This is a genomic window from Streptomyces narbonensis, assembly GCF_014649015.1.
Taxonomy (GTDB): Bacteria; Actinomycetota; Actinomycetes; order Streptomycetales; family Streptomycetaceae; genus Streptomyces; species Streptomyces narbonensis.
On record NZ_BMSF01000002.1, the window covers coordinates 301,267 to 322,776 of the forward strand.

The 21,510-nt window shown below is 71.5% G+C and carries 19 protein-coding genes, 2 pseudogenes and 1 riboswitch; of the genes and pseudogenes, 10 read left to right on the forward strand and 11 right to left on the reverse strand.

Annotated features, from left to right (window positions below; genetic code table 11):
* Positions 1-3: 3 nt before the first annotated feature.
* The 4 genes from IE124_RS04940 to IE124_RS04955 all read right to left on the reverse strand — a co-directional run bounded on the left by IE124_RS04940 (position 4) and on the right by IE124_RS04955 (position 4,960).
* The gene (locus IE124_RS04940; RefSeq protein ID WP_189505170.1) at positions 4-1,821 is read right to left on the reverse strand and encodes a methylmalonyl-CoA mutase family protein; all 1,818 of its coding nucleotides are present in this window, start codon (positions 1,819-1,821) and stop codon (positions 4-6) included.
* A gap of 201 nt (positions 1,822-2,022) precedes the next feature.
* Positions 2,023-2,832: an ABC transporter ATP-binding protein gene (locus IE124_RS04945; protein WP_189505171.1), complete on the reverse strand. Its 810-nt coding sequence runs from the start codon at positions 2,830-2,832 to the stop codon at positions 2,023-2,025.
* Positions 2,829-3,806, reverse strand: a complete 978-nt coding sequence (locus IE124_RS04950; RefSeq protein WP_229832194.1) for a FecCD family ABC transporter permease — start codon at positions 3,804-3,806, stop codon at positions 2,829-2,831. The genes IE124_RS04945 and IE124_RS04950 overlap by 4 nt, the downstream gene beginning before the upstream one ends.
* An 83-nt stretch (positions 3,807-3,889) precedes the next feature.
* Entirely contained in the window at positions 3,890-4,960 is a 1,071-nt protein-coding gene (locus tag IE124_RS04955; RefSeq protein WP_189505172.1) for an ABC transporter substrate-binding protein, read from the reverse strand.
* 54 nt (positions 4,961-5,014) lie between these two features.
* Positions 5,015-5,189: riboswitch (cobalamin riboswitch) on the reverse strand.
* A gap of 70 nt (positions 5,190-5,259) precedes the next feature.
* Between IE124_RS04955 and IE124_RS04960 the strand changes: the two genes are divergently transcribed.
* A complete protein-coding gene (locus IE124_RS04960) occupies positions 5,260-6,936 on the forward strand; it encodes a DUF262 domain-containing protein (RefSeq protein ID WP_189505173.1) in 1,677 nt (558 codons plus the stop codon).
* A gap of 3 nt (positions 6,937-6,939) precedes the next feature.
* Here IE124_RS04960 and IE124_RS04965 read toward each other — a convergent pair whose 3' ends face one another.
* From IE124_RS04965 to IE124_RS04975, 3 genes are all read right to left on the reverse strand, one after another.
* On the reverse strand, positions 6,940-7,164 hold the full coding sequence (locus IE124_RS04965) for a DUF6243 family protein (protein ID WP_189505174.1): 225 nt from the start codon (positions 7,162-7,164) through the stop codon (positions 6,940-6,942).
* A 228-nt stretch (positions 7,165-7,392) separates the two neighbouring features.
* The gene (locus IE124_RS04970; RefSeq protein ID WP_189505175.1) at positions 7,393-8,667 is read right to left on the reverse strand and encodes an MFS transporter; all 1,275 of its coding nucleotides are present in this window, start codon (positions 8,665-8,667) and stop codon (positions 7,393-7,395) included.
* 136 nt (positions 8,668-8,803) lie between these two features.
* Positions 8,804-9,658 (reverse strand): DUF8832 domain-containing protein, encoded by an 855-nt coding sequence (locus tag IE124_RS04975; protein WP_189505176.1) that lies wholly within the window; start codon positions 9,656-9,658, stop codon positions 8,804-8,806.
* A gap of 185 nt (positions 9,659-9,843) precedes the next feature.
* Between IE124_RS04975 and IE124_RS04980 the strand changes: the two genes are divergently transcribed.
* The 4 genes from IE124_RS04980 to IE124_RS34640 all read left to right on the forward strand — a co-directional run bounded on the left by IE124_RS04980 (position 9,844) and on the right by IE124_RS34640 (position 12,503).
* Positions 9,844-10,503: an MSMEG_1061 family FMN-dependent PPOX-type flavoprotein gene (locus tag IE124_RS04980; protein WP_189505178.1), complete on the forward strand. Its 660-nt coding sequence runs from the start codon at positions 9,844-9,846 to the stop codon at positions 10,501-10,503.
* A 393-nt stretch (positions 10,504-10,896) separates the two neighbouring features.
* On the forward strand, positions 10,897-11,286 hold the full coding sequence (locus IE124_RS04985) for a TOBE domain-containing protein (protein WP_189505180.1): 390 nt from the start codon (positions 10,897-10,899) through the stop codon (positions 11,284-11,286).
* Between the two features lie 93 nt (positions 11,287-11,379).
* The gene (gene modA / locus IE124_RS04990) at positions 11,380-12,207 is read left to right on the forward strand and encodes a molybdate ABC transporter substrate-binding protein (RefSeq protein WP_189505182.1); all 828 of its coding nucleotides are present in this window, start codon (positions 11,380-11,382) and stop codon (positions 12,205-12,207) included.
* Positions 12,208-12,365: 158 nt separating this feature from the next.
* Positions 12,366-12,503, forward strand: a complete 138-nt coding sequence (locus tag IE124_RS34640; protein ID WP_268246705.1) for a pyridoxine 5'-phosphate oxidase C-terminal domain-containing protein — start codon at positions 12,366-12,368, stop codon at positions 12,501-12,503.
* Between the two features lie 17 nt (positions 12,504-12,520).
* Here the strand turns inward: IE124_RS34640 and IE124_RS34645 are convergent, their stop codons facing one another.
* Entirely contained in the window at positions 12,521-12,721 is a 201-nt protein-coding gene (locus tag IE124_RS34645) for a hypothetical protein (RefSeq protein ID WP_229832151.1), read from the reverse strand.
* A gap of 101 nt (positions 12,722-12,822) precedes the next feature.
* Positions 12,823-13,527: pseudogene (locus IE124_RS35605) on the reverse strand (molybdopterin-binding protein); the annotation flags it as partial.
* Positions 13,528-13,596: 69 nt separating this feature from the next.
* On the opposite strand from IE124_RS35605, the pseudogene IE124_RS34650 reads away from it, so the two are divergent.
* Positions 13,597-13,956, forward strand: a pseudogene (locus IE124_RS34650) (class I SAM-dependent methyltransferase); the annotation flags it as partial.
* A gap of 284 nt (positions 13,957-14,240) precedes the next feature.
* On the opposite strand, the gene IE124_RS05005 reads toward IE124_RS34650, so the two are convergent.
* Positions 14,241-15,347, reverse strand: coding sequence for a magnesium and cobalt transport protein CorA (locus tag IE124_RS05005; protein WP_189505186.1), 1,107 nt, complete (start codon positions 15,345-15,347; stop codon positions 14,241-14,243).
* 239 nt (positions 15,348-15,586) lie between these two features.
* On the opposite strand from IE124_RS05005, the gene IE124_RS05010 reads away from it, so the two are divergent.
* Positions 15,587-16,732 (forward strand): winged helix DNA-binding domain-containing protein, encoded by a 1,146-nt coding sequence (locus IE124_RS05010; RefSeq protein ID WP_189505188.1) that lies wholly within the window; start codon positions 15,587-15,589, stop codon positions 16,730-16,732.
* Between the two features lie 8 nt (positions 16,733-16,740).
* Positions 16,741-17,202: an SUKH-3 domain-containing protein gene (locus tag IE124_RS05015; RefSeq protein WP_189505190.1), complete on the forward strand. Its 462-nt coding sequence runs from the start codon at positions 16,741-16,743 to the stop codon at positions 17,200-17,202.
* A 46-nt stretch (positions 17,203-17,248) separates the two neighbouring features.
* Here IE124_RS05015 and IE124_RS05020 read toward each other — a convergent pair whose 3' ends face one another.
* Positions 17,249-18,082: a helix-turn-helix transcriptional regulator gene (locus tag IE124_RS05020; protein ID WP_189505192.1), complete on the reverse strand. Its 834-nt coding sequence runs from the start codon at positions 18,080-18,082 to the stop codon at positions 17,249-17,251.
* A 116-nt stretch (positions 18,083-18,198) separates the two neighbouring features.
* Between IE124_RS05020 and IE124_RS05025 the strand changes: the two genes are divergently transcribed.
* Both IE124_RS05025 and IE124_RS05030 read left to right on the forward strand, forming a co-directional pair.
* The gene (locus tag IE124_RS05025; RefSeq protein ID WP_189505193.1) at positions 18,199-19,884 is read left to right on the forward strand and encodes an AMP-binding protein; all 1,686 of its coding nucleotides are present in this window, start codon (positions 18,199-18,201) and stop codon (positions 19,882-19,884) included.
* Positions 19,881-21,482, forward strand: a complete 1,602-nt coding sequence (locus IE124_RS05030) for an AMP-binding protein (protein WP_189505195.1) — start codon at positions 19,881-19,883, stop codon at positions 21,480-21,482. The genes IE124_RS05025 and IE124_RS05030 overlap by 4 nt, the downstream gene beginning before the upstream one ends.
* Positions 21,483-21,510: the final 28 nt, after the last annotated feature.

Genomic DNA, 21,510 nt, shown 5'->3' on the forward strand with positions numbered 1-21,510 from the left:
CCATCAGGACACTCCCATGCGGTCGAGGGCGGCGGTGAGCACGGCGACCGCGTCGCACCCCGCGAAGACGTACGTGTCGACACCGGCGTACGAACCGGGCCGGCCGGCCAGCGCCACGTGCCCGGCCCCGGACTCCCGGAGAGCGGCGGCGGCGGACTCGGCCTGCTCCTCGTACAGGGCGTCGCTGGAGCAGAGACAGGCCTCGGTGGCGCCGCTCTCCTCGAACGACCCCTCGGTGACGGGCTCGATGCCGCCCGCCTGGAGGAGGTTCGCGGTGAAGGTGAGACGGGCCGTGTGCGCGGCGGCGGGCCCGAGGGCCGCCAGGTAGACGCGCGGCCGGGCACCCGTCGCGGCGAGGTGGGCGTCGGAACGGGCACGCAGCGCCTCGTACGCCTCGTCGCGTCGGACGCGCGGCAGGCCGCCGCCCGGCGCGGCGGGCGCCGGCTCGCGCACCACGGGCTTCTCCGCCAGGTGCGGGAACTCGCTGACACCGGTGACGGGCTCGCGCCGCTTGGCGAGCCGCTTGCTGCGCTCCGCCCAGTTGGCGGCGAGCTCCCGGCCCACCAGGCCCGAGCGCAGGGCGGCCGCCAGGCCTCCCGCACGCTCGATCTCCTGGAAGAACTCCCAGGCCGCCTGGGCGAGTTCGTCGGTCAGCGACTCCACATACCAGGAGCCGCCGGCCGGGTCGATCACCCGGGACAGGTGGGACTCCTCGATGAGGATCGTCGAGGTGTTCCGGGCGATGCGCCGGGAGAAGGCGTCCGGCAGGCCCAGCGCGTGGTCGAAGGGGAGCACGCTGACCGAGTCGGCACCGCCGACGCCGGCCGCCAGCGTGGCGATCGTCGTCCGCAGCATGTTCACCCACGGGTCGCGGCCGGTCATCATGACCGAGGACGTCACCGCGTGCTGGCGCTGCGCACCGGCCGCCGGCGCGCCGCAGGCCTCCGCGACCCGCGCCCACAGTCGGCGGGCGGCGCGGAGCTTGGCGATGGTCAGGAACTGGTCGGCGGTGGCCGCGTAGCGGAACTCCAGCTGGCCGAGGGCCTGTTCGACGGTCAGGCCGTCCTCGGTGAGTGCCCGCAGGTAGGCGACACCGCCGGCGAGCGCACAGCCGAGCTCCTGCGCGGTGGAGCCTCCGGCCTCGTGGTACGGCAGGGCGTCCACGGTCACGGCCCGCACCTGCGGGTAGGTCTCCGCGCAGCGCCGCGCCAGAGCGACGGTTCCGGGGAAGCCGTCGCCGTCGTAGGCCCGGCCGGTCCGGGCCTCGGTGCCGAGCGGGTCGGCGCCGAGGTTGCCGGCGGCGGCCTCGGGAGCCACGCCGCGACGCTCGTAGATCGCGAACAGCTCGTCCGCGGCGGCCGAGGTCTCCGGTCCGGCGTCGAGGGCGACCGGGGCCAGGTCGAGGTAGACGCCCTGGAGGACCCGGTCGAGCTCGGACACCGGCACACCGGTCGGCCCGACGGCCAGCCAGAGCGACGTGACGCCGTTCTCCAGGTCGGTGAGGACCGCCTCGGGATCGGCGGCCACGTGCCGCTGGCGCACGTCCCAGCCGCTCGCGGTGTTGCCCTCCGGCCTTCCGCCGCGTACGAACGGGGCGAAGCCGGGAAGGCCGGGATCGGGGGCGCCGTCGGCGGCCGTGTACAGGGGGCGGGCGCGCAGGCCGTCCTCGAGGGCGGTGGACAGGGCGTCCTCGGCCTCGGCGTCCGGCACGTCCTTGCCCGACCTGCTCAGCACGCCCGCGACGAGGCGACGCCACTGGTCGTGGGTCGCTGCGGGGAACTCGGCGGCCAGGGAAAGGCCATCGTCAGGCAGCACAGTCATGCCTCGGATGCTAGGTGAAGGCCCTTGAGCGACAGCAGAGTGATCGACTGTGACCTTGACCTCTCCGGAACGGCCTTGATCAGGGCGCCGTAGCCGCCTACGACCCTCTCCCCTTCCTGCCTGACCGTGGCGACTGCGGGCGAGGCGTGGAACGAGCCGCGGAACGAGACGCGCCGACGGGCGGGCCAGTGGTGTCCGGGATCACTCCTCGTGCGCCGTGCCGAGGAAGCGGATGTGGGGGCGGCCGTCCGGTTCGGGGCGGGTCACGGAGGCCCGGACGCCGTACACGTCCGCGATGAGCCGCGCGGTGAGGACCTCCTCGACCGGTCCGGCGGCCACCACGACGCCCTCGCGCAGGACGACCACGTGATCGCAGTACATCGCCGCGAGGTTGAGGTCGTGCAGCGCCACCACACAGGTGAGATCCAGCCCGGCGACCAGGCCCAGCAGGTCCAACTGGTGCTGGATGTCGAGGTGGTTGGTCGGTTCGTCGAGCAGCAGCTCGCGCGGCTCCTGGGCGAGCGCGCGGGCGATCTGGACACGCTGGCGCTCCCCGCCGGAGAGGGTCCGCCAGCTCCGCCGCGCCCGGTCGGCCAGGCCGGTGCGGGCGAGCGCGGACCGTACGGCGGCCTCGTCGGCGGCCGTCGCGGGCGCCCACGCCCGGCGGTGCGGGATGCGGCCGAGGCGTACGGCATCGGCCACGGTGAGGTCGACCTGGGTCTCGGCGTGCTGCTCGACGACGGCGACGCGCCGGGCGAGCGTGCGGCGCGGGACGGCGCCCAGCGGGTCGCCGTCCAGGGTCACGACCCCGGCGTCGGGCACGAGGACGCCCGCCAGGACGCGCAGGAGGGTGGACTTCCCCGAGCCGTTCGGGCCCAGCAGCCCGGTGAGCGTGCCGGGGCGCGGCGCGATGGTCACGCCGTCCAGGACGAGGGCGCCGCCGGCCGTACGGGAGACGCGCTCGGCCCGCAGGCCCGTGGAGCCGGCGGATCGCGTCGGAGTGGAGGTCACCGAGTGCTCCGGTTGCTTCGGGTCCGGTACAGGACGAGGACGAACGCGGGGACGCCGATGATCGACGTCACCACACCGACCGGCACCTCCTGCGGATCGAGCACGGTACGGGCGAGGGTGTCGGCCCACACCAGGAACACCGCGCCGGCCAGTGCGGTCAGCGGCAGCAGCCGGGCGTGACCGGGGCCCGCGAGGGCCCGTACCGCGTGTGGCAGGACCAGGCCGACGAAGCCGATCGCGCCCGCTGCGGACACCAGGACGGCGGTGAGCAGGGCGGTGACCGAGAGGAGTACGAGCCGGGTCCGGGCCACGGAGACGCCTAGCGTCGCCGCCGCGTCCTCGCCGAAGGCGAAGGCGTCGAGCGTACGGGCGTGTCCGCCGCACACCAGCAGCGCCCCGGCCAGGACGGCGGCGCACACGCCGACGTCGGTCCAGCCGGCGCCGGACAGCGAGCCGAGCAGCCAGAAGAGGATGCCGCGGGTGGTCTCGGCGTCGGCGGCGGTCATCACCACGAACGAGGTGAGGGCGGAGAAGAGCTGCATCGCCGCCACCCCCGCCAGGACGACGCGGTCCGTCGACCCGCCCAGCGTGTGACTGAGCAGCAGGACCAGGGCGAAGGAGCTGAGCGCGCCGAGGAACGCGCCGCCGGTGACGGACACCACCCCGCCGCCGACGCCGAGCACGACGACCGCGACGGCGCCGGTCGAGGCGCCGGAGGAGACGCCGAGGACGAACGGGTCGGCGAGCGGATTGCGCAGGAGGGACTGCATCACCGCGCCGCAGACGGCGAGCCCGGCGCCGCACACGGCCGCGAGGAGGGTGCGGGGCAGCCGCAGGTTCCAGATGATGCCGTCGCGGATCGGACTCAGCTCCGACGGCTTCCCTCCGAGGTGGGAGGCGACGGCGGACCAGGCGTCGGCGACGCGGATGTCGGCCGGCCCGAAGGTGACGGCGGCCGCGACGGAGACGCACAGGACGACGACCCCGACGGCCCCGACTCCGACGACCTTGACGACCCCGCCGGCACCGGCACGGGCGGCGGCCGTGCCGGACAGCGTCACTTCGCGAGCCCGTACGTCCGCAGGGCCGCGGCGACCTTCTCGATGCCTTCGACCGTCCGGACGGTCGGGTTCATGGCCTGGCCGCTGAGGATCACGTACCGCTTGCCTTTCACCGCCGTCATGTTCCGCGTGACGGGGTGGGACTCCAGGAACTCGATCTTCTTCGCGGCGCTCTCGGCCGACTGCGCCTTACGGGTCAGGTCGGCGATCACCAGCACGTCGGGGTCGCGGTCGGCGACGGTCTCCCAATTGATCTGCGGCCACTCCTCCTTCGTGTCGTCGAAGACGTTCTTCACACCGAGCGTCCCGCTGACGATCCCCGGTGCGCCGCAGCACCCGGCCATGTACGGCCCCTGCGAGTCGGAGAACCAGTACAGGACGGAGGCGTCACCGAAGTCGGCGCCGGCCTTGGCCTTCTCCACCCGGGCGCGGAGCTCTCCGACGAGCTTCTCGCCGCGCTCCGGCACGCCGAACACCCGGGCCAGGTCACGGATCTCGCCGTACACGGTGTCCATGGTCAGCGGCCGGGTGCGGACACCGTCGCCGTCACCGCTGTTGTCCTTGCCGACGCAGTCGGTGGGGGAGAGGTAGGTGGGGACGCCGAGCTTCGCGAACTGCTCGCGGGGCGCCACGCCGCCCTTGCCCAGGGTGTAGAGGAACGAGGCGCTGACGAAGTCGGGCTCCGTGTCGAGCACCTTCTCGAACGACGGGTAGCGGTCGGCGAGTCGGGGGACTTTGGCGTTCGCCTTCTCCAGCCCCTTGAGGACCGGGTCCGTCCAGGTGGCGGTCCCCACCATGCGGTCGGCCAGGCCGAGCGACAGCATGATCTCGGCCGAACCCTGGTCGAGGGCGACGGCACGGCGCGGAGCGCGGTCGATCTCGACCCGCTGCCCGCAGTTGTCGAGGCGTACGGGGTAGCCGGCTGCCGCCCCCTTCGCCGCGGGTCCGGCGGGTGCCGCGCCGCCGGAGCCGCAGCCGGCCGCGAGGAGGGCACCGGCCACGAGCAGCACGGCGGAACGGACGGGATGTGCGAGGGGCACGGAGGAATCCTCTGCGTCACGGCTCATGCGCGGAGCCTGTCGTACGGTGCTCCCCGGGCGTCACTGCACGACGCCGGGGCCGCCAGCAGGTCTTCGGACTCGGGGTCATCCGGACGGAACGCCTTCCCGGGCCCCTCGGGACCCAGTGGCCGATGCTCCGCCCGTCACCCTCACCGCTGCGCGTCAGCTCCGGATTCCCACCGGATTCCCTGACCCGTGCACATACCGTGTCGATACGTACAGAGGTACGACTGGCTCGGGCAAGCTACCACAGGGCTTTCAGGCTTCGCTTTCGGGGAAGCGGGCGGGGCCGACATGATGGCCGCATGCAGAAGCTCGAAGCGCACGAGATGCCCCTCCATAAGGTCTTCAGCAGTGATTACGACTTCCGGATCCCGGACTACCAACGCCCCTACGCCTGGCAGGAGGAGCAGGCCGTCCAGCTGCTCACCGACCTCGCGGAGGCGCTGGAGCGGGGGACCGGCGAGCCCTACTTCCTCGGCTCGCTGGTTCTGGTCAAGGAGACCGGGCAGCCGAGGTGCGACGTCATCGACGGCCAGCAGCGTCTGACCACCCTCACCATCCTGCTGTCGGTGCTGCGTGACCTGACGGCCGAAGTCGCCCTGCGTGACGCGCTGCACAAGCTGATCAACCAGCCCGGTGACCCGATTCTCGGCAGGAAGCCGCAGCCTCGGCTGAGGCATCGGCAGCGTGACGCCGACTTCTTCCACAAGTACGTCCAGACCGGCGGCGCCATCGCCACGCTGCTCACCCTGGACAGGAGCGCACCGGCGACGGACGCGCAGAAGGCCGTCCGGGACAACACGGCGGCCCTGCACCGTGAACTGGAGGGCTGGTCCGAGGAACGCCGCCTCGACCTGGTCAGGATGCTCGGTGAGCGGACCTTCCTGGTCGTGGTCTCCACCCCCGACCTGGAGAGCGCGCACCGGATCTTCAGCGTGATGAACTCCCGCGGCCTGGACCTGTCCCCGACCGACATCTTCAAGTCGCAGATCATCGGGGCCCTGGACGACCCGGGGGAGTCGGCGAGCTGCGCCCGCAAGTGGGAGGACGCCGAAGAGGCCCTGGGCCGGGACGACTTCGCCGACCTCTTTCTCCACCTGCGCATGATCTACGAGAAGAAGCGGGCCGAGCGGGAACTGCTCAAGGAGTTCCCCAAGCAGGTGCTCGACCGCTACCTGCCGGACCGGGCCGATGTCTTCGTCAACGACGTGGTCGTCCCCTACGCCGAGGCCTACGCGCAGATCCGCGATGCGCGCTACGAGGCTTCGTCGGGCGCGGAGCAGGTCAACGCCTGGTTCAAGCGGCTCCAGCAGACCGACAACAACGACTGGCGTCCCGCCGCGCTGTGGGCTCTGCGCAACCACGAACACGATCCGGAATGGCTCGACCGCTTCTTCCGGGCGTTGGAACGGCTGTCCGCCAGCATGTTCGTCCGCCGCGTCTACACCACCCCGCGCGTGACGCGCTATGCGGAACTGCTCCGTCAGCTCGACCAGGGACAGGCCCTGGACTCGCCCGCCTTCGAACTGACGGAGACCGAGAAGGCCGACACCCGTGCCCGTCTCGAGGGTGAGCTGTACCTCGTCGGCAAGATCCGCAAGTACGTGCTGCTCCGTGTCGACGAGATACTCTCCGAGGCCCACGGCGTGAAGTACGACCTGCCGCTCATCACCGTCGAGCACGTCCTGCCGCAGAATCCGGAAGCCGGCTCGCGGTGGACGGACCTCTTCGACGAGGATCAGCGCGCGTACTGGACCCACAGGCTCGGCAACCTGGTCCTCCTCAACCGCGTGAAGAACTCCGCGGCGCAGAACTACGACTTCACCGCGAAGAAGGCCAAGTACTTCACCGGCCGCAGCGGTGCGGTCCCCTTCGCCCTGACCAGCCAGGTGCTCCGGCACGAGGACTGGACGCCGGAGGTCCTGGAGGCCCAGCAGAAGCACCTGGTCGACCTGCTGGTCAAGGAATGGGACCTGTGACCGTCAGCTCTGTGAGGCGGCGGCGTCATCGTCGCTCGCCTGCCCGGCCTCCTCGGCCGCGCGTGCCTTCTCCCGCATCTTGCGCACCAGCTCCGCCTTCCGGTCGGCGGCACCCTGACGGTCGAGGTTGCGGTGCGGACCGTTGTTCTGCCGTTCGGCGCGGGACTGCCTCTTGCGCTGGCCGCCGCCCTGGCCCACGGGGTTGTTGATGTTCTTGCTGTCGGTCACGGGTTCTCCCGGTGGTGATGGTGAAGTGATCTACGGATTCATCGATGGGGGACGGCAGTGGGAAGCCCGTCACGCTCTCACTCGTGAATCGGCGTCTGGAAGAACATGACAAAGACGTTACCCGGTCCCGTCGGCCCCGCACGCCAGACCCTTCGCCGCCCCGTGCCTAGGGGGTGTCGTCACATTCCCGTCTGCCCCGCGGCGACGACGGGAATGTGACGACACCCCCTAGGCGGCCTTGGCCAGGGTGGACCGGTCCGTGCGGGGAGCGTGCCGGGTGGGCGCTGTGACGACGGTCGGGGTTCCCCGACCGTCGTGGCGCGGCCACAGGAGGAGGGTGCCGATCGCCCCTGCCGCAGCGAGGCCCGCGAGGACGGACCAGGTCAGGGTGAAACCGGCGGTGGTGCCGAGCCATCCCGCGACGGGATAGGTGACCAGCCAGGCCAGGTGCGACAGGGAGAACTGGGCGGCGAACGCCTCGGGGATCGCGTTCCGTGCCACGGAGGCGCGCAGGACCTTGCCGGTCGGCGTGATGACCAGTGCCATGCCGACGCCGATCACGCTCCAGACGATGGCCGTGCCGGTCCACGTGAGGAGGCCGGTCGCGTGGAGCGTGACGGCCGCGATCGTACTGCCCGAGAGGACTCCGGCGCCGGTCGTCATGACGGTGCGGGCGGGGACCCGGTCGAGGACGCGGGGCAGTACGAGAGCGGTCAGGAGGGTGCCGGTGCCGGAGGCGGCGAGCATCCAGGCGACGTCCGACTGCGTGCCGCCGAGTCCGTCACGGACGTGGTTGACCGTGTTCACGACGACGATCGATCCGGCCGCCGCGACCACGAGGTTGAGCGCCATGACGCCGCGCAGTCGTGGCGTCACGAGGAAGGTCCTGATCCCGGCAGCCGCCTTGTCCCACGTCCTGGTGTGGCCGCTGGGGCGGGCTTCGGGGATACGGGTCGACAGGACGAGCGCGGCGGAGAGGAGGAATCCGGCGGAGGTGCCCAGGAACAGCCGGTCGAAGCTCAGGAACGTCAGGGCGACGGCTGCCAGCACGGGGCTGAGCAGGCTCTCCATGGTGGAGGCGACCTGGGAGGCGGACAGGGCGCGCGTGTAGTCGGCCTCGTCGGTCACGATGTCGGGGATGACGGCCTGGAAGGTCGGGGTGAACGCCGCGGAGGCGGCCTGGAGCAGGCCGATCAGCAGGTAGATGTGCCAGACCTCGGTGACCAGCGGCAGGGCCAGGACCACCGCACCGCGGATCGCGTCGAGGAGGAAGAGGAAGGTTCTTCTGGGGAGCCGGTCGACGTACGCGGCGGCCAGGGGTGCGATGGCGACGTACATGACCATCTTGATGGTCAGGGCCGTGCTGAGCACGGCGCCGGCGCGCGGACCGGCGAGGTCGTAGGCGAGGAGTCCGAGGGCCACCGTGGTCAGCCCGGTCCCGAACAGGGCGATGACCTGGGCGCCGAACAGATGGCGGTAGTCGCGGATGCCGAACAGTCGCATGGCGGGTTCCTTCCGTGTCCATGCGGCGAGGCGCGGTCCCGGGGCGGGGGCCGCGCCCCGCGCATACAGGCGGGGGAGTCGGGTGTGGGGCGGGTCGGGCAGCTCATGACGCTCCTTCGGCCGGATCGGTGCCGGATCAGTGGTGTGCGTGGTGTGCGTGGTGTGCGTGGTGGTCGCCGTGCGCGGGCACGGGCGCGGGCGCGGCCTCGGTGGTGTGCACCGTGAACTCGGCGGTCCGGACGACGCCGTCGTGCTGGAAGTCCAGGTAGAGGCGGTAGGTGCCGGCCGAGGGTGCGACCGCCATGAAGCTGATCCCGGGCCCGGGTGCGGTGGTGCCGTCGCCCGGGTGGCCCTCGGGGTGGACGTGGAGGTAGCCCAGGTCGCCGACGCGCAGGGCCACGAGGTGTCCGTAGGCGGCCAGGTAGGGCTCCAGGTCGGTGACGGGCCGGTCGTTCCGGCTGACAGTGAGGGTCAGCTCGCTCGCTTCGCCGGGCACGAGCTGGCCGTCGAGGGCGACGCCGTACTCGCCGATCCGCGCGGTACGGGTCGCCTCGGGGAGCGGTCGCGGGTCGTACGGTCCGGCGACCGCGACGTCGATCCCCAGCGTCAGGGTTCCGTCGTGGCCGGCCGGGTGGATGTCGGTGAAGAGCCGCCAGTCCCCGGGTTCCAGGTCCAGCTCGGTGCTCCAGTCGCCCTTCTCGTCCCGCACCGGGTGCACGTGCTGGAACCCGGCCGTGTCCCGGCGGACGGCGATGAAGTGCAGGTCCTTCTCGTGCTCGGCGACGAACTCGGTCACCGGCTGCCCGTCGGGCCCGATCACCCGGAAGCCGACGTGCCGCCGCGGGCCGGCGGCGAGGATCGTGCTGTCGACTTCGAGGGTGTACCCGTCCGCCGAGACCGCCAGGCCGCCGGGCCGGCCTCCGCCGTGGGCGCCGTGGGCACCGTGGCCGCCGTGGGCACCGTGGCTGTCATGGCTGGTGTGGTTGTTCATGGCGTGCTCCCTGCGTGATGCGCCGTGGCGTCGTCCGCTCTGGACGATGATCACAACAATATACCCCCGGGGGGTATTCCGGGGGTGGAATTCTTGCCCTCGTCAGTCCCGTCGGACAACACATCCCGGTCGTTCCCGCTCCCCCTCCCGAGAGCAGCCGTAGATCGACTCACTAGGTTCGAGGTATGACTACATCCCTTACCGGCCATGCCTTCGACTCGCTCCTCGTTGACGCCGTGCCCGACCGGCAGGCGTTGCGCCAGGTCTACGAACTTCCCAAAGATGCGGCCGTGCGGAAGCAGATGACCGAGCTCACCGAGCAGACGCGTCGGCTGATCGGATGCTCCTCGCTGGTCCTGGTCGCCAGTGCGGACGCCGAGGGCAACTGCGACGTCTCCCCGCGCGGCGGCCCCGCCGGTTTCGTCGCCGTCCTGGACGCGCGGACGGTGGCGATACCGGACGCGACGGGCAACAAGCGTCTGGACACCCTGCAGAACGTCATCGCCACGGGCCGGGCCGGGCTGCTGTTCGTCGTCCCGGGGCGCACCACGACGCTCAGGGTGAACGGCCGGGCCTGCGTCTCCACCCGTCCGGAGCTCCTCTCGCAGCTGACCGCGGTGGGCAAGCCGCCGGCCAGCGCGCTGGTGGTGGGGATCGAGGAGGTGTACCCGCACTGCCCCAAGTCGCTTCTGCGCAGCGGAGCCTGGAAGCCGGAGCAGTGGCCGGCAGCGGACGCCCAGCCGACCTCGGCCGAGGTGACTCTGGCCCAGCTGCGGATGCCGGAGCTGACGATCGCCGACATCGAGCAGGCGGAGGCGGACTCGCTGAAGTACCGCTACGAGTGAGCCTTCCCGTCCTGGGGGAAGGCGGGCCTCCGCTCCTGGGGGAAGGCGGGCCTCCGCTCCTGGGGGAAGGCGGGCCTCCGCCCGCCCGGGAACACGGCCGACCCCGTCGCGGCCCGCTGCCCCGGCTACGGGTGCCCCGTGCTGCCCGTCTGCGCTTCGAGGGGGTCTTCGGCAGGCGGGTTCCCCGCCTGTAGTTCCCGCCGCAGTGCGCGCAGTGCGGTGCGTTCATGCGCGCGACGCCGCAGCCGGGCGCGTCATCGCCTGCGCGTCATGACGCGGACAAGGCCCAGGGGCAGAGCGCTTCGTCGTTTTCTACTACCGACCTCTCATTCGCGATGGAGGGTCCCACGATGTTGTTGCAAGTGAGCTGAAAAGCAGCCTACGGTATCGCACATGCAGTCCTACACCATCGGGCAGGCCGCACGTCTGCTGGGCGTCAGCCCCGACACGGTGCGGCGCTGGGCGGACGCGGGCAGGGTCGCGACCCATCGCGACGAGAGCGGCCGACGCGTCATCGACGGGAAGTCGCTCGCGGCGTTCTCCGCGGAGCTGGCGCAGGGCGACGACGACGACGCGTCGTACACGTCCGCGCGGAACGCGTTCCCCGGGATCGTCACCGGGATCAAGCTCGGTGACATCGCGGCCCAGGTCACCATCCAGGCCGGGCCGCACCGCCTGGTCTCCCTCCTCACCCGTGAGGCCGTGGAGGAACTTGGACTGGAAGTCGGCATGCAGGCCACCGCCCGCGTGAAATCGACCAGCGTGCACATCGATCGCACCTGACCGCCCCTCACGCAGTACGCACCACCCATCCCGGGTCGTCGGCGCGCCGGCCTGTCCTCACCTTCCGTTCCCCTTCAAGGAGTTCCGATCCTCATGTCCCTCGCCCTCACCGTCGCCAGACGCCGTACCGCCGCCGCCGTGCTCACCGCCGCGCTGCTCGTGCCGCTCGCGGCCTGTTCGAGCGACGACACCAAGAAGGACACGGTCGGTTCGACCGCTTCCGCCTCTGCTTCCGGTTCCGCGACGGGCGCGCCCGCGGCGCACCTCACGGTCCTCGCCGCCGCCTCCCTCACCAACGTCTTCAAGACGGCGGGAGCCGCGTACGAGAAGTCCCACCCCGGCGCGAAGATCACCTTCTCCTTCGCCGGTTCGCAGGAGCTCGTCGCCCAGGTCTCGCAGGGCTCGCCCGCCGACGTCCTGGTCACGGCCGACACCAAGAGCATGGACAAGGTGAAGGCCGAGATCGGCACCCCCGCGATCATCGCGAAGAACCGGCTCGTCATCGCCACCGGCGAGGGCAACCCGTTCAAGATCGACGGCCTGAAGGACCTGGCCGACACCAAGCTGAAGGTCGTCCTGGCCGCGCCCGAGGTGCCCGCGGGCAAGTACAGCAAGCAGATCCTCGACAAGCAGAGCGTCACGGTGAAGCCGGTCTCCCAGGAGCCCAACGTGCGCGCCGTGCTCAGCAAGGTCGAGCTGGGCGAGGCCGACGCCGGCCTGGTCTACAAGACCGACGCCGAGAGCGCGAAGGACAAGGTCGACGCCGTCGTGATCCCCGACGACCAGAACGCGATCGCCCAGTACCCGGCCGCTACGCTCAAGGACTCGAAGAACGCCGAGGCCGCCGCCGCGTTCGTCGCCTGGCTGTCCTCGCCCGAGGGCCAGAAGATCCTTCAGGACGCGGGCTTCCAGAAGCCGTAACCGTCAGGATCGCGTAGACGCGAGGGGCTGCCCGGTTCGGGGGAACGGGCAGCCCCTCGACTTCGTTCGGCAGGTAGAGCCGCTATCTCATCGACCCCGAAGCGGGCGCCCGCGCCCTACGGGAGAGCCCGGCCCGGGTCGAGGTCGACCCCGGTCTCATCGACCCGGACTGGACGCTCTACACCGTGGTGCCCGACGTCGTGGAGTTCTGGCAGGCCACCGCCGACCGCGTCCACGTCCGATTGCGGTACGAGCGCGAACCCGCCGGCCGGCAGCGGCGACGGCTCTGGTCCTGAACCCGGCACCCCCGGCCTCACTCCTGGGACAGCAGCACCGGTGCGAGCCCCCCGTCCTCCCAGTCGGGTCCGATCGCGGCCAGCGCGTCCGCGACGGCGGCGCCGCGCAGAAACGCGGCGCGATGCCCCGGGGCGATCCGGCACCCGTCGTCGGCCCAGAAGACGGGAACGAGGCGGGTGCGCCCCGGGGAGACCTTCGCCTTCCCGTGTACGGGCACACGCGCGGCAGCCGGGGGAGCGCGCGGCCGGACAAGCCGGCGAGAAGGGGGCCGAGGAGCGTACGGGCCGAGACCAGAGCCGCGTACGGGTTGCCCCGCAGCCCCACCACCCAGCGGCGCGAGGGGAGTTCCGCGAGCGGCATGGGGTGACCGGGCCGGCAGGCGACCGTGTCGACGACCATCCGGGCCTCGGCGTCCGCGAGGAGGCCCCGCAGCTGGTCGGTGGTGCCGACCGAGGTGGAGCCGGTGACCACGACGACATCGGCCCCGTCGTGCATGCGGACCGCGCGGGCCAGCCCGCCATGGGGATGGTCGGGTACGTGGTGCAACGCGAGGGTCTCGCCGCCGAGTTCGGCGATGAGACCGGGAAGAAGCGGCCCCAGCGCGTCCCGAACCCTCCCGGGTTCCGGGATGCCCGAGTGGTCCAGTTCGTCACCGGTGACCAGTGCTACGACGCGGGGCCGGGGCCGTACCGGCAGCGAGTCATGGCCCGCGGCGGCGGCCAGGCCCACGAGCGCCGGGTCGATGCGCGTCCCCGCCGGGGCCAGACGGTCGCCGACCGCCGCGTCCTCGCCGATACGCCGGACGTGGCGGCCCTCCGCCGGCGCGGCGGCGAACACGTGGCCGTCGGTTTCCGTCGCGACTTCGAGCGGGACGACCGCGTCCGCGCCACCCACCCGTCGACATCTCCAAACCACGGATGCATGCCTACACGGGTGATGGTCCAGGCATTCGTGAGGGCATTGTGTGTGGCTCCTCGCAGATGCAGGATGGTGATGCGGGCGGCGTGGCGGACGGACCCGCATGCGCCGCTCCGGCCGGTCCCACCCACCCTCCGCCTCCGCTGCTCCTGCTCACGAGGCGAGGTCGGACAGATGACGACACGTACCCACGACGGCAGCGCCGGTGACGTCGACTACGGCACCGTCGGCTCCGGCTACTCCGCCTACCGGCGCCCGGACGGGCGCATCGCCCGCTTCATCGCCAGAGCCCTGGGGGAGGGCCGGACCGTCCTCAACGTCGGTGCCGGCGCAGGCTCGTACGAGAACATCGGCGGCACGGTGACCGCCGTCGAACCGTCGGCCTCCATGAGGGCCCAGCGCCCGAACGGACTCGAAGCGGCCGTCGACGCCGTCGCCGAGGACCTCCCGTTCGCCGACGGGTCCTTCGACGCTTCGATGACCCTGTTCAGCGTCCACCAGTGGAGCGACGTCGCAGCCGGCCTGCGGGAGATGCGCCGCGTGACCAGCGGCCCCGTCGTGATCCTCACCTGCGACCCCACCCTCGTCCGCGACTTCTGGCTGTACGAGTACGCCCCCGCCGTCCTCGACACCGAAGCCCTCCGCTACCCGCCCCTCGACGAGATCGCGGCCGCGCTGGGCGGCACCGTCCATGTCGAGGCCGTACCGATCCCCTTCGACTGCACGGGCTGTAGCGGTGACCACCGACAGATCCTGACGGATCGTCACTGTCTTCCTGGGCGAGGCGAATCCGTAGATCAAGGTGTCGGGATGGGTGGCTACAGCCAGTCCTTCTTCTTGAAGACCACGTACAGGCTCGTGCACACCACCGCCATCAGCACCACCGCGAACGGATACCCGCCCGCCCAGTGCAGCTCCGGCATGTTGTCGAAGTTCATCCCGTAGATCGTTCCCACCAGTGTGGGTGCGAACAGGATGGCGGCCCACGACGAGATCTTCTTGATCTCCTCGTTCTGTTCGAAGCCCGCTTCCGCCAGTGCGCGCATCTCGGCGTTCTGTTGTTGGGTGACCAGGGTCGCGTTGACCGTGAGGATGTCCGTCAGGGCCTGGCGGAAGCCGTCCACGCGTTCGCTGGTGTGGGTGACGTGGTCGGCGACGTCGCGGAGGTAGCTCTGGAGTTCCTCGTCCGTGCCGTACTTGGCGAAGCCTGCCATCAGGCCGTGGAGCATGCCCACCAGGGGGCGGGTGGCGCGCTGGAACTCGACCATTTCTCGGGAGAGTTCGTAGATGCGGCGGGAGACCGCCGGGTCGCCGCCGAAGACCTCCGTCTCGATCTCGTCGATGTCGTTCTGGACGCCCGCCACCACCGGGGCGTAGCCGTCGACCACCGCGTCGAGGATCGCGTACAGGACCGCTTCCGGGCCGAGGGCCAGCAGGTCCGGGTTCTCCTCCATGCGGTGGCGCACCGTGGAGAGGTCCGGGGCCGCGCCGTGGCGGACCGTGATCAGGAAGTCCGGACCCACGAAGATGTGGAGCTCGCCGAACTCGACCTCCTCCTGGGCATCGAGGTAGCGGGCGGCGCGCAGCACGACGAAGAGGGTGTCGCCGTATCGCTCCAGCTTGGGGCGCTGGTGGGCCTCCAGAGCGTCCTCCACCGCCAGTTCGTGCAGGTCGAACTCCGCTGCCAGGGAATGGAGTTCCGCCTCCGTCGGGCGTTGCAGACCGATCCACGCCATGCCGTCGGGGTGCTCGCGCAGCTGGCGGAAGGTGTCCGCGAGCGTGGCGGGGGAGGAGACCCGCCGGCCGTCGCGGTAGAGGCTCGCCTGCACCACGCTCGGCCGGTCGGCGGGGTGCGGCGTCGACGCGGGCTCGGGCTGCGGTTCCGGGTGGCGGCGCCAGGCCGCGCGGGGACGACGTTCGGGCACCTGCCTGCGCCTTTCGCGTGGGGGTGGGTGATGCGGCTTTGGGTATGGTATCCGGTGGTTTGTGGTTGTGGTTTGTGGTTTGTGGTGTGTGGGTTGTGGGTTGAGGGTTGCCGTGTGGGGGTTGTCGTGTGGGGTTTGGGGGTGGTGCTGGGGGTCGGGGTGCTTTCGGCATCGGGTTCCCCCGCGTCTCTTCGTCCATGCGGACCGAATCTGTCCGCAAGTGCCAGTAGCGTCCTCGTATGGCCTCCACGACGAAGCACCCGGTCCTCAGCCGCCGCGCCCTGAACCGCGCCACCCTCGACCGTCAGCACCTCCTCCGCCGCGCCCCGCTCGGTGTCGAGGACGCCGTGGCCCATCTCCTCGGCCTCCAGGCGCAGAACACCAAGCCGCCGTACTACGCGCTCGCCGCCCGCCTCGACGGCTTCCGGCCCGAGCAGCTGTCCGACCTCATGGAGTCCCGCGCCGTCGCCCGCATCGTCACCATGCGCTCCACCGTCCACACCCACACGGCCGAGGACGCCGTCGCCCTCCGCCGGCTCGCGCAGCCCGGGGCCATCGACCGGGAGCTCGCCATCTTCGTCGGCCGCGGGGGCCTCGACGGTGTCGATCTGGAGCGGCTCGCCGCCCTGTCCCGCGAGCTCGTCGAGAAACGGCCCCGCACCCCCAAGCAGCTCCGCGAGGAGCTCCTCAAGGAATGGCCCCACGCCGACCCGCAGTCCCTCTCCCTCGCCGCCCGCTGCCTCCTCCCGCTCGTCCAGGTCACCCCGCGCGGGCTGTGGGGGCGCGGCGGGCAGGTCGCCCTCACCACCACCGACGTGTGGTTCGGGGACGCGGCCCCGAAGGGGAGCGAGGAGGGCCCTGACCATGACGGCGTCGTGCTGCGCTATCTCCGCGCCTTCGGGCCCGCCTCCGTCAAGGACATGCAGACGTGGTGCGGCCTGACCCGACTCGGCGAGGCCTTCGAGCGCCTCCGGCCCCGGCTCCTGGTCTTCCAGGACGAGCGCGGCACCGAGCTCTTCGACCTCCCCGACGCGCCCCGCCCCGACGAGGACACCCCCGCCCCGCCGCGGTTCCTGCCCGAGTTCGACAACGTGCTCCTGTCGCACGCCGACCGCACCCGGGTCGTCGATCCGGGGATCCGCTCGCGCACCTGGCAGGGCAACAGAGCCCTCTCCGTCTTCCTCCTCGACGGCCTGCTCGCCGGGCTCTGGCACCTCGACGAGGCCAAGGACCGCACCACCCTCACCATCGAGCCCTTCGCGCCCGTGACGCGGGCCCAGCGCGCCGACCTCGCCGCCGAGGCCGAGCGGACCCTCCGGGTCATGACGCCGCCGGGCACCTCGTACGACATCGTCCACAAGGAGCCGAGCGAGGCGATCGCGTGAGGCCCCGCATGACCGCGCGAGAGGTCGAGGCCGTCCTCGCCGGGGCCGGCTGGGCCCCGGGCCGGGACATCGGCGACCGGCTGCCCGCGCTCCTCCGGTTCGTGACCGACCGCTTCGCCGCGGAGGGGCATCCGGTCGAGCCGTTCCCCGCGGCCAGGGACTTCGTCCGGGAGTTCGGCGGGCTGCGCCTGGCGATTCCCGGTACGCCCCCGGCCTCCGTCGGCCTCACCCCGCACTGGATCTACGAGGAGAGCGCCGAGGACGTCGCCGAGCTCGCCGGCAACCTCCGGCAGAGGCTCTTCCCCGTCGGGTACGAGACCTTCGACGGGGCCATGGTCCTCGTCGACGAGACCGGGCGCTTCTTCCTCCTGCACCACACCGGCCCCTACTTCCTGGGGGAGAGCGTGCACGAGGCCGTCAGCTGTCTGCTCCGCGGGCCGCAAGGGGAGGCGCGGGACCACTTCCGCTGAACCGGCCCCCGACTACGGCAGCACCTCTTCTACGGCAGCACCCCTTCTACGGCAGCACCCCCGCCCGGCGGGCCGCCACCACCGCCTCCAGGCGGGTGTGCGCCCCGAGCTTCCGCATCGCCGAGCGCAGATAGCCCTTCACCGTCTCCGGCCGCAGCCCGAGCCGCCGCGCCGCCACCGCGTTCGTCGCCCCCGAGGCCACCGCCGCCAGGACGTCCGTCTCGCGAGGGGTCAGCGACACCGTCGGCACGGGCAGACCCGAGGCGGGCGCCGCCCCCGTGCCGGAGGCCGCCCCCAGGCGTCCGCACACCGCGAGCAACCGCTCGCGCAGCTCGGCGTCCGCGACCCGGGGAGCCAGCGCGCGCAGCTCCCCGTACGCCTGCCGCACCTCCTCCCAGGACGGCGACGAGGGCGGCGGGGCCGGCAGCCGCTGCGCCGCGTCCCGTACCGCGAGCGCCTGCTCCACGTCCCGGGCCGCCGCCACCGCCGCGTCGAAGACCCGCTCGCCGATCGGCAGCGCGTCGCGCAGCGCCCCGTACAACACCCCGCGCACCTTCCGGCGGACCACGACCGGTACCGCGATCACCGACCGCAGCCCCTCCGCGGAGACCGGCACGTCGTACTCGTGCGTGATGTGCCGGGCCGAGGGGTAGTCGGTCACCGCGCACGGCCGTGACAGGGCCAGGCACTTGCCCCCGAGCCCCGAGCCGGCCGAGATCGCCAGCCCGCGCAGCGCGGGGGTCACCGCCCCGCTCAGCTCGGCGATCCGCAGCGCGCGGCCGTCCTGGAGCAGCCCCCCGAACACCACCGGGAGACCGGTGGTGCGGCGCAGCCGCAGCAGCGCGCCGCGCAGCTCCACCGATTCGACGTGCTCGCGCACCGTTCTCTCCCCGCTGTCCGTTGGCTGGGTGGCTGGTTCACCCCCGAACGGGGGTAGTGAGACCTGGGTCACCGATTACACGATGTCCGGGACCGGTCCCGCAATGAGGAGGACACATGACGGAAGCGAGCGCGACCAGCGCGACGGAGATGTTCCGGGCCGCCCGGGACTTCCTGCTCCACCATCGCGAGGACTACGAGACGGCGTACGAGGGCTTCTCCTGGCCCCGGCCCGACCGTTTCAACTGGGCGCTCGAATGGTTCGACGTCATCGCCGCCGGTAATGAAAGGACCGCCCTGCACATCGTCGAGGAGGACGGCTCCGAGACGAAGCTGAGCTTCGCCGAGATGTCCGCCCGCTCGAACCGCGTCGCGAACTGGCTGCGCGCCCAGGGAGTCCGCGCCGGGGACCGGATCATCGTCATGCTCGGCAACCAGGCCGAGCTGTGGGAGACCATGCTCGCCGCGATGAAGCTGCGCGCCGTCGTCATCCCCGCCACCCCCCTCCTCGGCCCCGCCGACCTCCGCGACCGCGTCGAGCGGGGCCGCGCCCGCCATGTCCTCGTCCGCGCCGAGGACACCGCCAAGTTCGACGACGTGCCCGGTGACTACACCCGCATCGCGATCGGCGGCGACGGCGTGACCTGGCTCGGTTACGAGCACGCCGCCCAGGAGTCCGCCGACTTCGAGCCCGACGGCGTGACCTTCGCCGAGGACACGCTGATGCTGTACTTCACCTCCGGTACGACGGCCCGGCCGAAGCTCGTCGAGCAGACCCACACCTCGTACCCCGTCGGCCACCTCTCGACGATGTACTGGATCGGCCTCAAGCCCGGGGACGTCCACCTCAACATCTCCTCGCCCGGCTGGGCCAAGCACGCCTGGTCCAACCTCTTCGCGCCGTGGAACGCGGAGGCGACCGTCTTCATCCACAACTACACGCGCTTCGACCCGGCCCGGCTGATGAGCGAGATGGACCGGCACGGCGTCACCAGCTTCTGTGCCCCGCCGACCGTGTGGCGGATGCTGATCCAGGCCGACCTCGGGCAGCTGAAGACCCCGCCGCGCGAGGTCGTCGCCGCCGGCGAGCCCCTCAACCCCGAGGTCATCGAGTCCGTACGGCGCGCCTGGGGCGTCACCATCCGGGACGGCTTCGGCCAGACGGAGACCGCCGTGCAGGTCTCCAACAGCCCCGGCCAGCGGCTCAAGGAGGGCTCCATGGGCCGCCCGAGCCCGGGCTTCCGCGTCACGCTCATCGATCCGGTGACCGGACGGGCGGACGTGGAGGAGGGCGAGATCTGTCTCGACCTGTCCGTCCATCCCGTGGGCCTGATGACCGGATACCACGGCGACCCGGAGCGTACGGCCGAGGCGATGGAGGGCGGCTACTACCGCACCGGCGACATCGGGTCACGGGACGCGGACGGGTACATCACGTACATCGGGCGCGCCGACGACGTCTTCAAGGCCTCCGACTACAAGATCAGCCCCTTCGAGCTGGAGAGCGCGCTCCTGGAGCACGAGGCGGTCGCCGAGGCGGCCGTCGTCCCCGCGCCCGACCCCCTGCGGCTGGCCGTCCCCAAGGCGTACGTCGTGCTCGCCGCCGGCTGGGAGCCGGACGAGGAGACTGCGCGGGTCCTCTTCGGCCACTCGCGCGCGGTCCTCGCCCCGTACAAGCGGATCCGTCGCATCGAGTTCGCCGAGCTGCCCAAGACCGTCTCCGGCAAGATCCGCCGGGTCGAACTGCGTCGGCTCACCGCGGAGGGCGGCGGCAAGGAGTACGCGGAAGGGGACCTCGCATGACGAAGACGGCGGAACTCTCGTACGCCCACGGGGTGTCCGGTACCCCGCTCCTCGGCGACACCGTGGGCGCCAACCTCGACCGGGCGGTCGCCACCTGGCCCGACCGGGAGGCGCTCGTCGACGTCCCCGGTGGTCGGCGCTGGACCTACGCGCAATTCGGCGCCGACGTCGACCGGTTGGCCGGGGCACTGCTCGGCAGCGGCGTCCGCAAGGGCGACCGGGTCGGGATCTGGGCGGTCAACTGCGCCGAGTGGGTCCTCGTCCAGTACGCCACCGCCCGCATCGGCGCGGTCATGGTCACCATCAACCCCGCTTACCGCTCCCATGAGTTGGCGTACGTGCTCAACCAGGCGGGCATCTCGCTGCTCTTCGCCTCGCTCGCCCACAAGACGAGCGACTACCGGGTCATGGTCGAGGAAGTGCGGGACGAGTGCCCGGAGTTGAGGGAGGTCGTGCACTTCGGGGATCCGAGCTGGGACGCGCTCCTGGCCCGAACGGCGGGAGACCTGCGGCCCGAGCCGCTCTCCTGCGACGAGCCGGTCAACATCCAGTACACGTCGGGGACCACCGGCTTCCCGAAGGGAGCCACCCTCTCCCACCACAACATCCTCAACAACGGTTATTTCGTCGGTGAGATGATCGCCTACAGCGAGCAGGACCGGATCTGCATCCCTGTCCCCTTCTATCACTGTTTCGGCATGGTCATGGCCAATCTGGCCGCCACTTCGCACGGCGCCTGCATGGTCATCCCCGCGGTGTCCTTCGAGCCCGCGGCCACCCTCAGGGCCGTGCAGGAGGAGCGCTGCACCTCGCTGTACGGGGTGCCGACGATGTTCATCGCCGAGCTGGGCCTCCCCGACTTCGGCACCTACGACCTCTCCTCCCTCCGCACCGGGATCATGGCCGGCTCGCCGTGCCCGGTGGAGGTGATGAAGCGGGTCGTCGCCGAGATGAACATGGCGGAGGTGTCGATCTGTTACGGCATGACGGAGACCTCTCCCGTCTCCACCCAGACCCGGCGCGACGACGACCTGGAGCGCCGTACCGGCACCGTCGGCCGGGTCCTGCCGCACGTCGAGGTCAAGATCGTCGACCCGGCGACCGGCCTCACGGTGGAGCGCGGCACGGCGGGGGAGCTGTGCACCCGCGGCTACAGCGTGATGCTCGGCTACTGGGACGAGCCGGAGAAGACCGCCGAAGTGATCGACGCGGGCCGCTGGATGCACACCGGAGACCTGGCGGTGATGCGGGACGACGGCTACGTGCAGATCGTCGGCCGCATCAAGGACATGATCATCCGGGGCGGGGAGAACGTGTACCCCCGGGAGATCGAGGAGTTCCTCTACGGGCACGCCAAGATCGCCGACGTCCAGGTCGTCGGCGTGCCCGACGCGCGGTACGGCGAGGAGATCCTGGCCTGTGTGATCCCCCGCGACCCGGCCGACCCGCCGGGCCTTGAGGAGATCACCGCCTTCTGCCGCGACCGGCTCGCCCACTACAAGATCCCGCGCAGGGTGGAGATCCTCTCCGAGTTCCCGATGACGGTCAGCGGCAAGGTGCGGAAGGTGGAGCTGCGGGAGCGGTACGGGACCGGGTGAACGAGCGGCCGTGACCCGCTGACGGGCA

What these genes read in the sequence shown, in the direction of transcription:
- IE124_RS04955 (WP_189505172.1), bottom strand. Translation starts at nt 4,960, where the DNA reads ATGAGCCGTGACGCAGAGGATTCCTCCGTGCCCCTCGCACATCCCGTC.
- IE124_RS05010 (WP_189505188.1), top strand. Translation starts at nt 15,587, where the DNA reads ATGGCCTCCACGACGAAGCACCCGGTCCTCAGCCGCCGCGCCCTGAAC.
- IE124_RS04975 (WP_189505176.1), bottom strand. Translation starts at nt 9,658, where the DNA reads ATGAACAACCACACCAGCCATGACAGCCACGGTGCCCACGGCGGCCAC.
- IE124_RS04970 (WP_189505175.1), bottom strand. Translation starts at nt 8,667, where the DNA reads ATGCGACTGTTCGGCATCCGCGACTACCGCCATCTGTTCGGCGCCCAG.
- modA (WP_189505182.1), top strand. Translation starts at nt 11,380, where the DNA reads ATGTCCCTCGCCCTCACCGTCGCCAGACGCCGTACCGCCGCCGCCGTG.
- IE124_RS04985 (WP_189505180.1), top strand. Translation starts at nt 10,897, where the DNA reads ATGCAGTCCTACACCATCGGGCAGGCCGCACGTCTGCTGGGCGTCAGC.
- IE124_RS05025 (WP_189505193.1), top strand. Translation starts at nt 18,199, where the DNA reads ATGACGGAAGCGAGCGCGACCAGCGCGACGGAGATGTTCCGGGCCGCC.
- IE124_RS05015 (WP_189505190.1), top strand. Translation starts at nt 16,741, where the DNA reads ATGACCGCGCGAGAGGTCGAGGCCGTCCTCGCCGGGGCCGGCTGGGCC.
- IE124_RS04980 (WP_189505178.1), top strand. Translation starts at nt 9,844, where the DNA reads ATGACTACATCCCTTACCGGCCATGCCTTCGACTCGCTCCTCGTTGAC.
- IE124_RS05030 (WP_189505195.1), top strand. Translation starts at nt 19,881, where the DNA reads ATGACGAAGACGGCGGAACTCTCGTACGCCCACGGGGTGTCCGGTACC.
- IE124_RS04960 (WP_189505173.1), top strand. Translation starts at nt 5,260, where the DNA reads ATGCAGAAGCTCGAAGCGCACGAGATGCCCCTCCATAAGGTCTTCAGC.
- IE124_RS04940 (WP_189505170.1), bottom strand. Translation starts at nt 1,821, where the DNA reads ATGACTGTGCTGCCTGACGATGGCCTTTCCCTGGCCGCCGAGTTCCCC.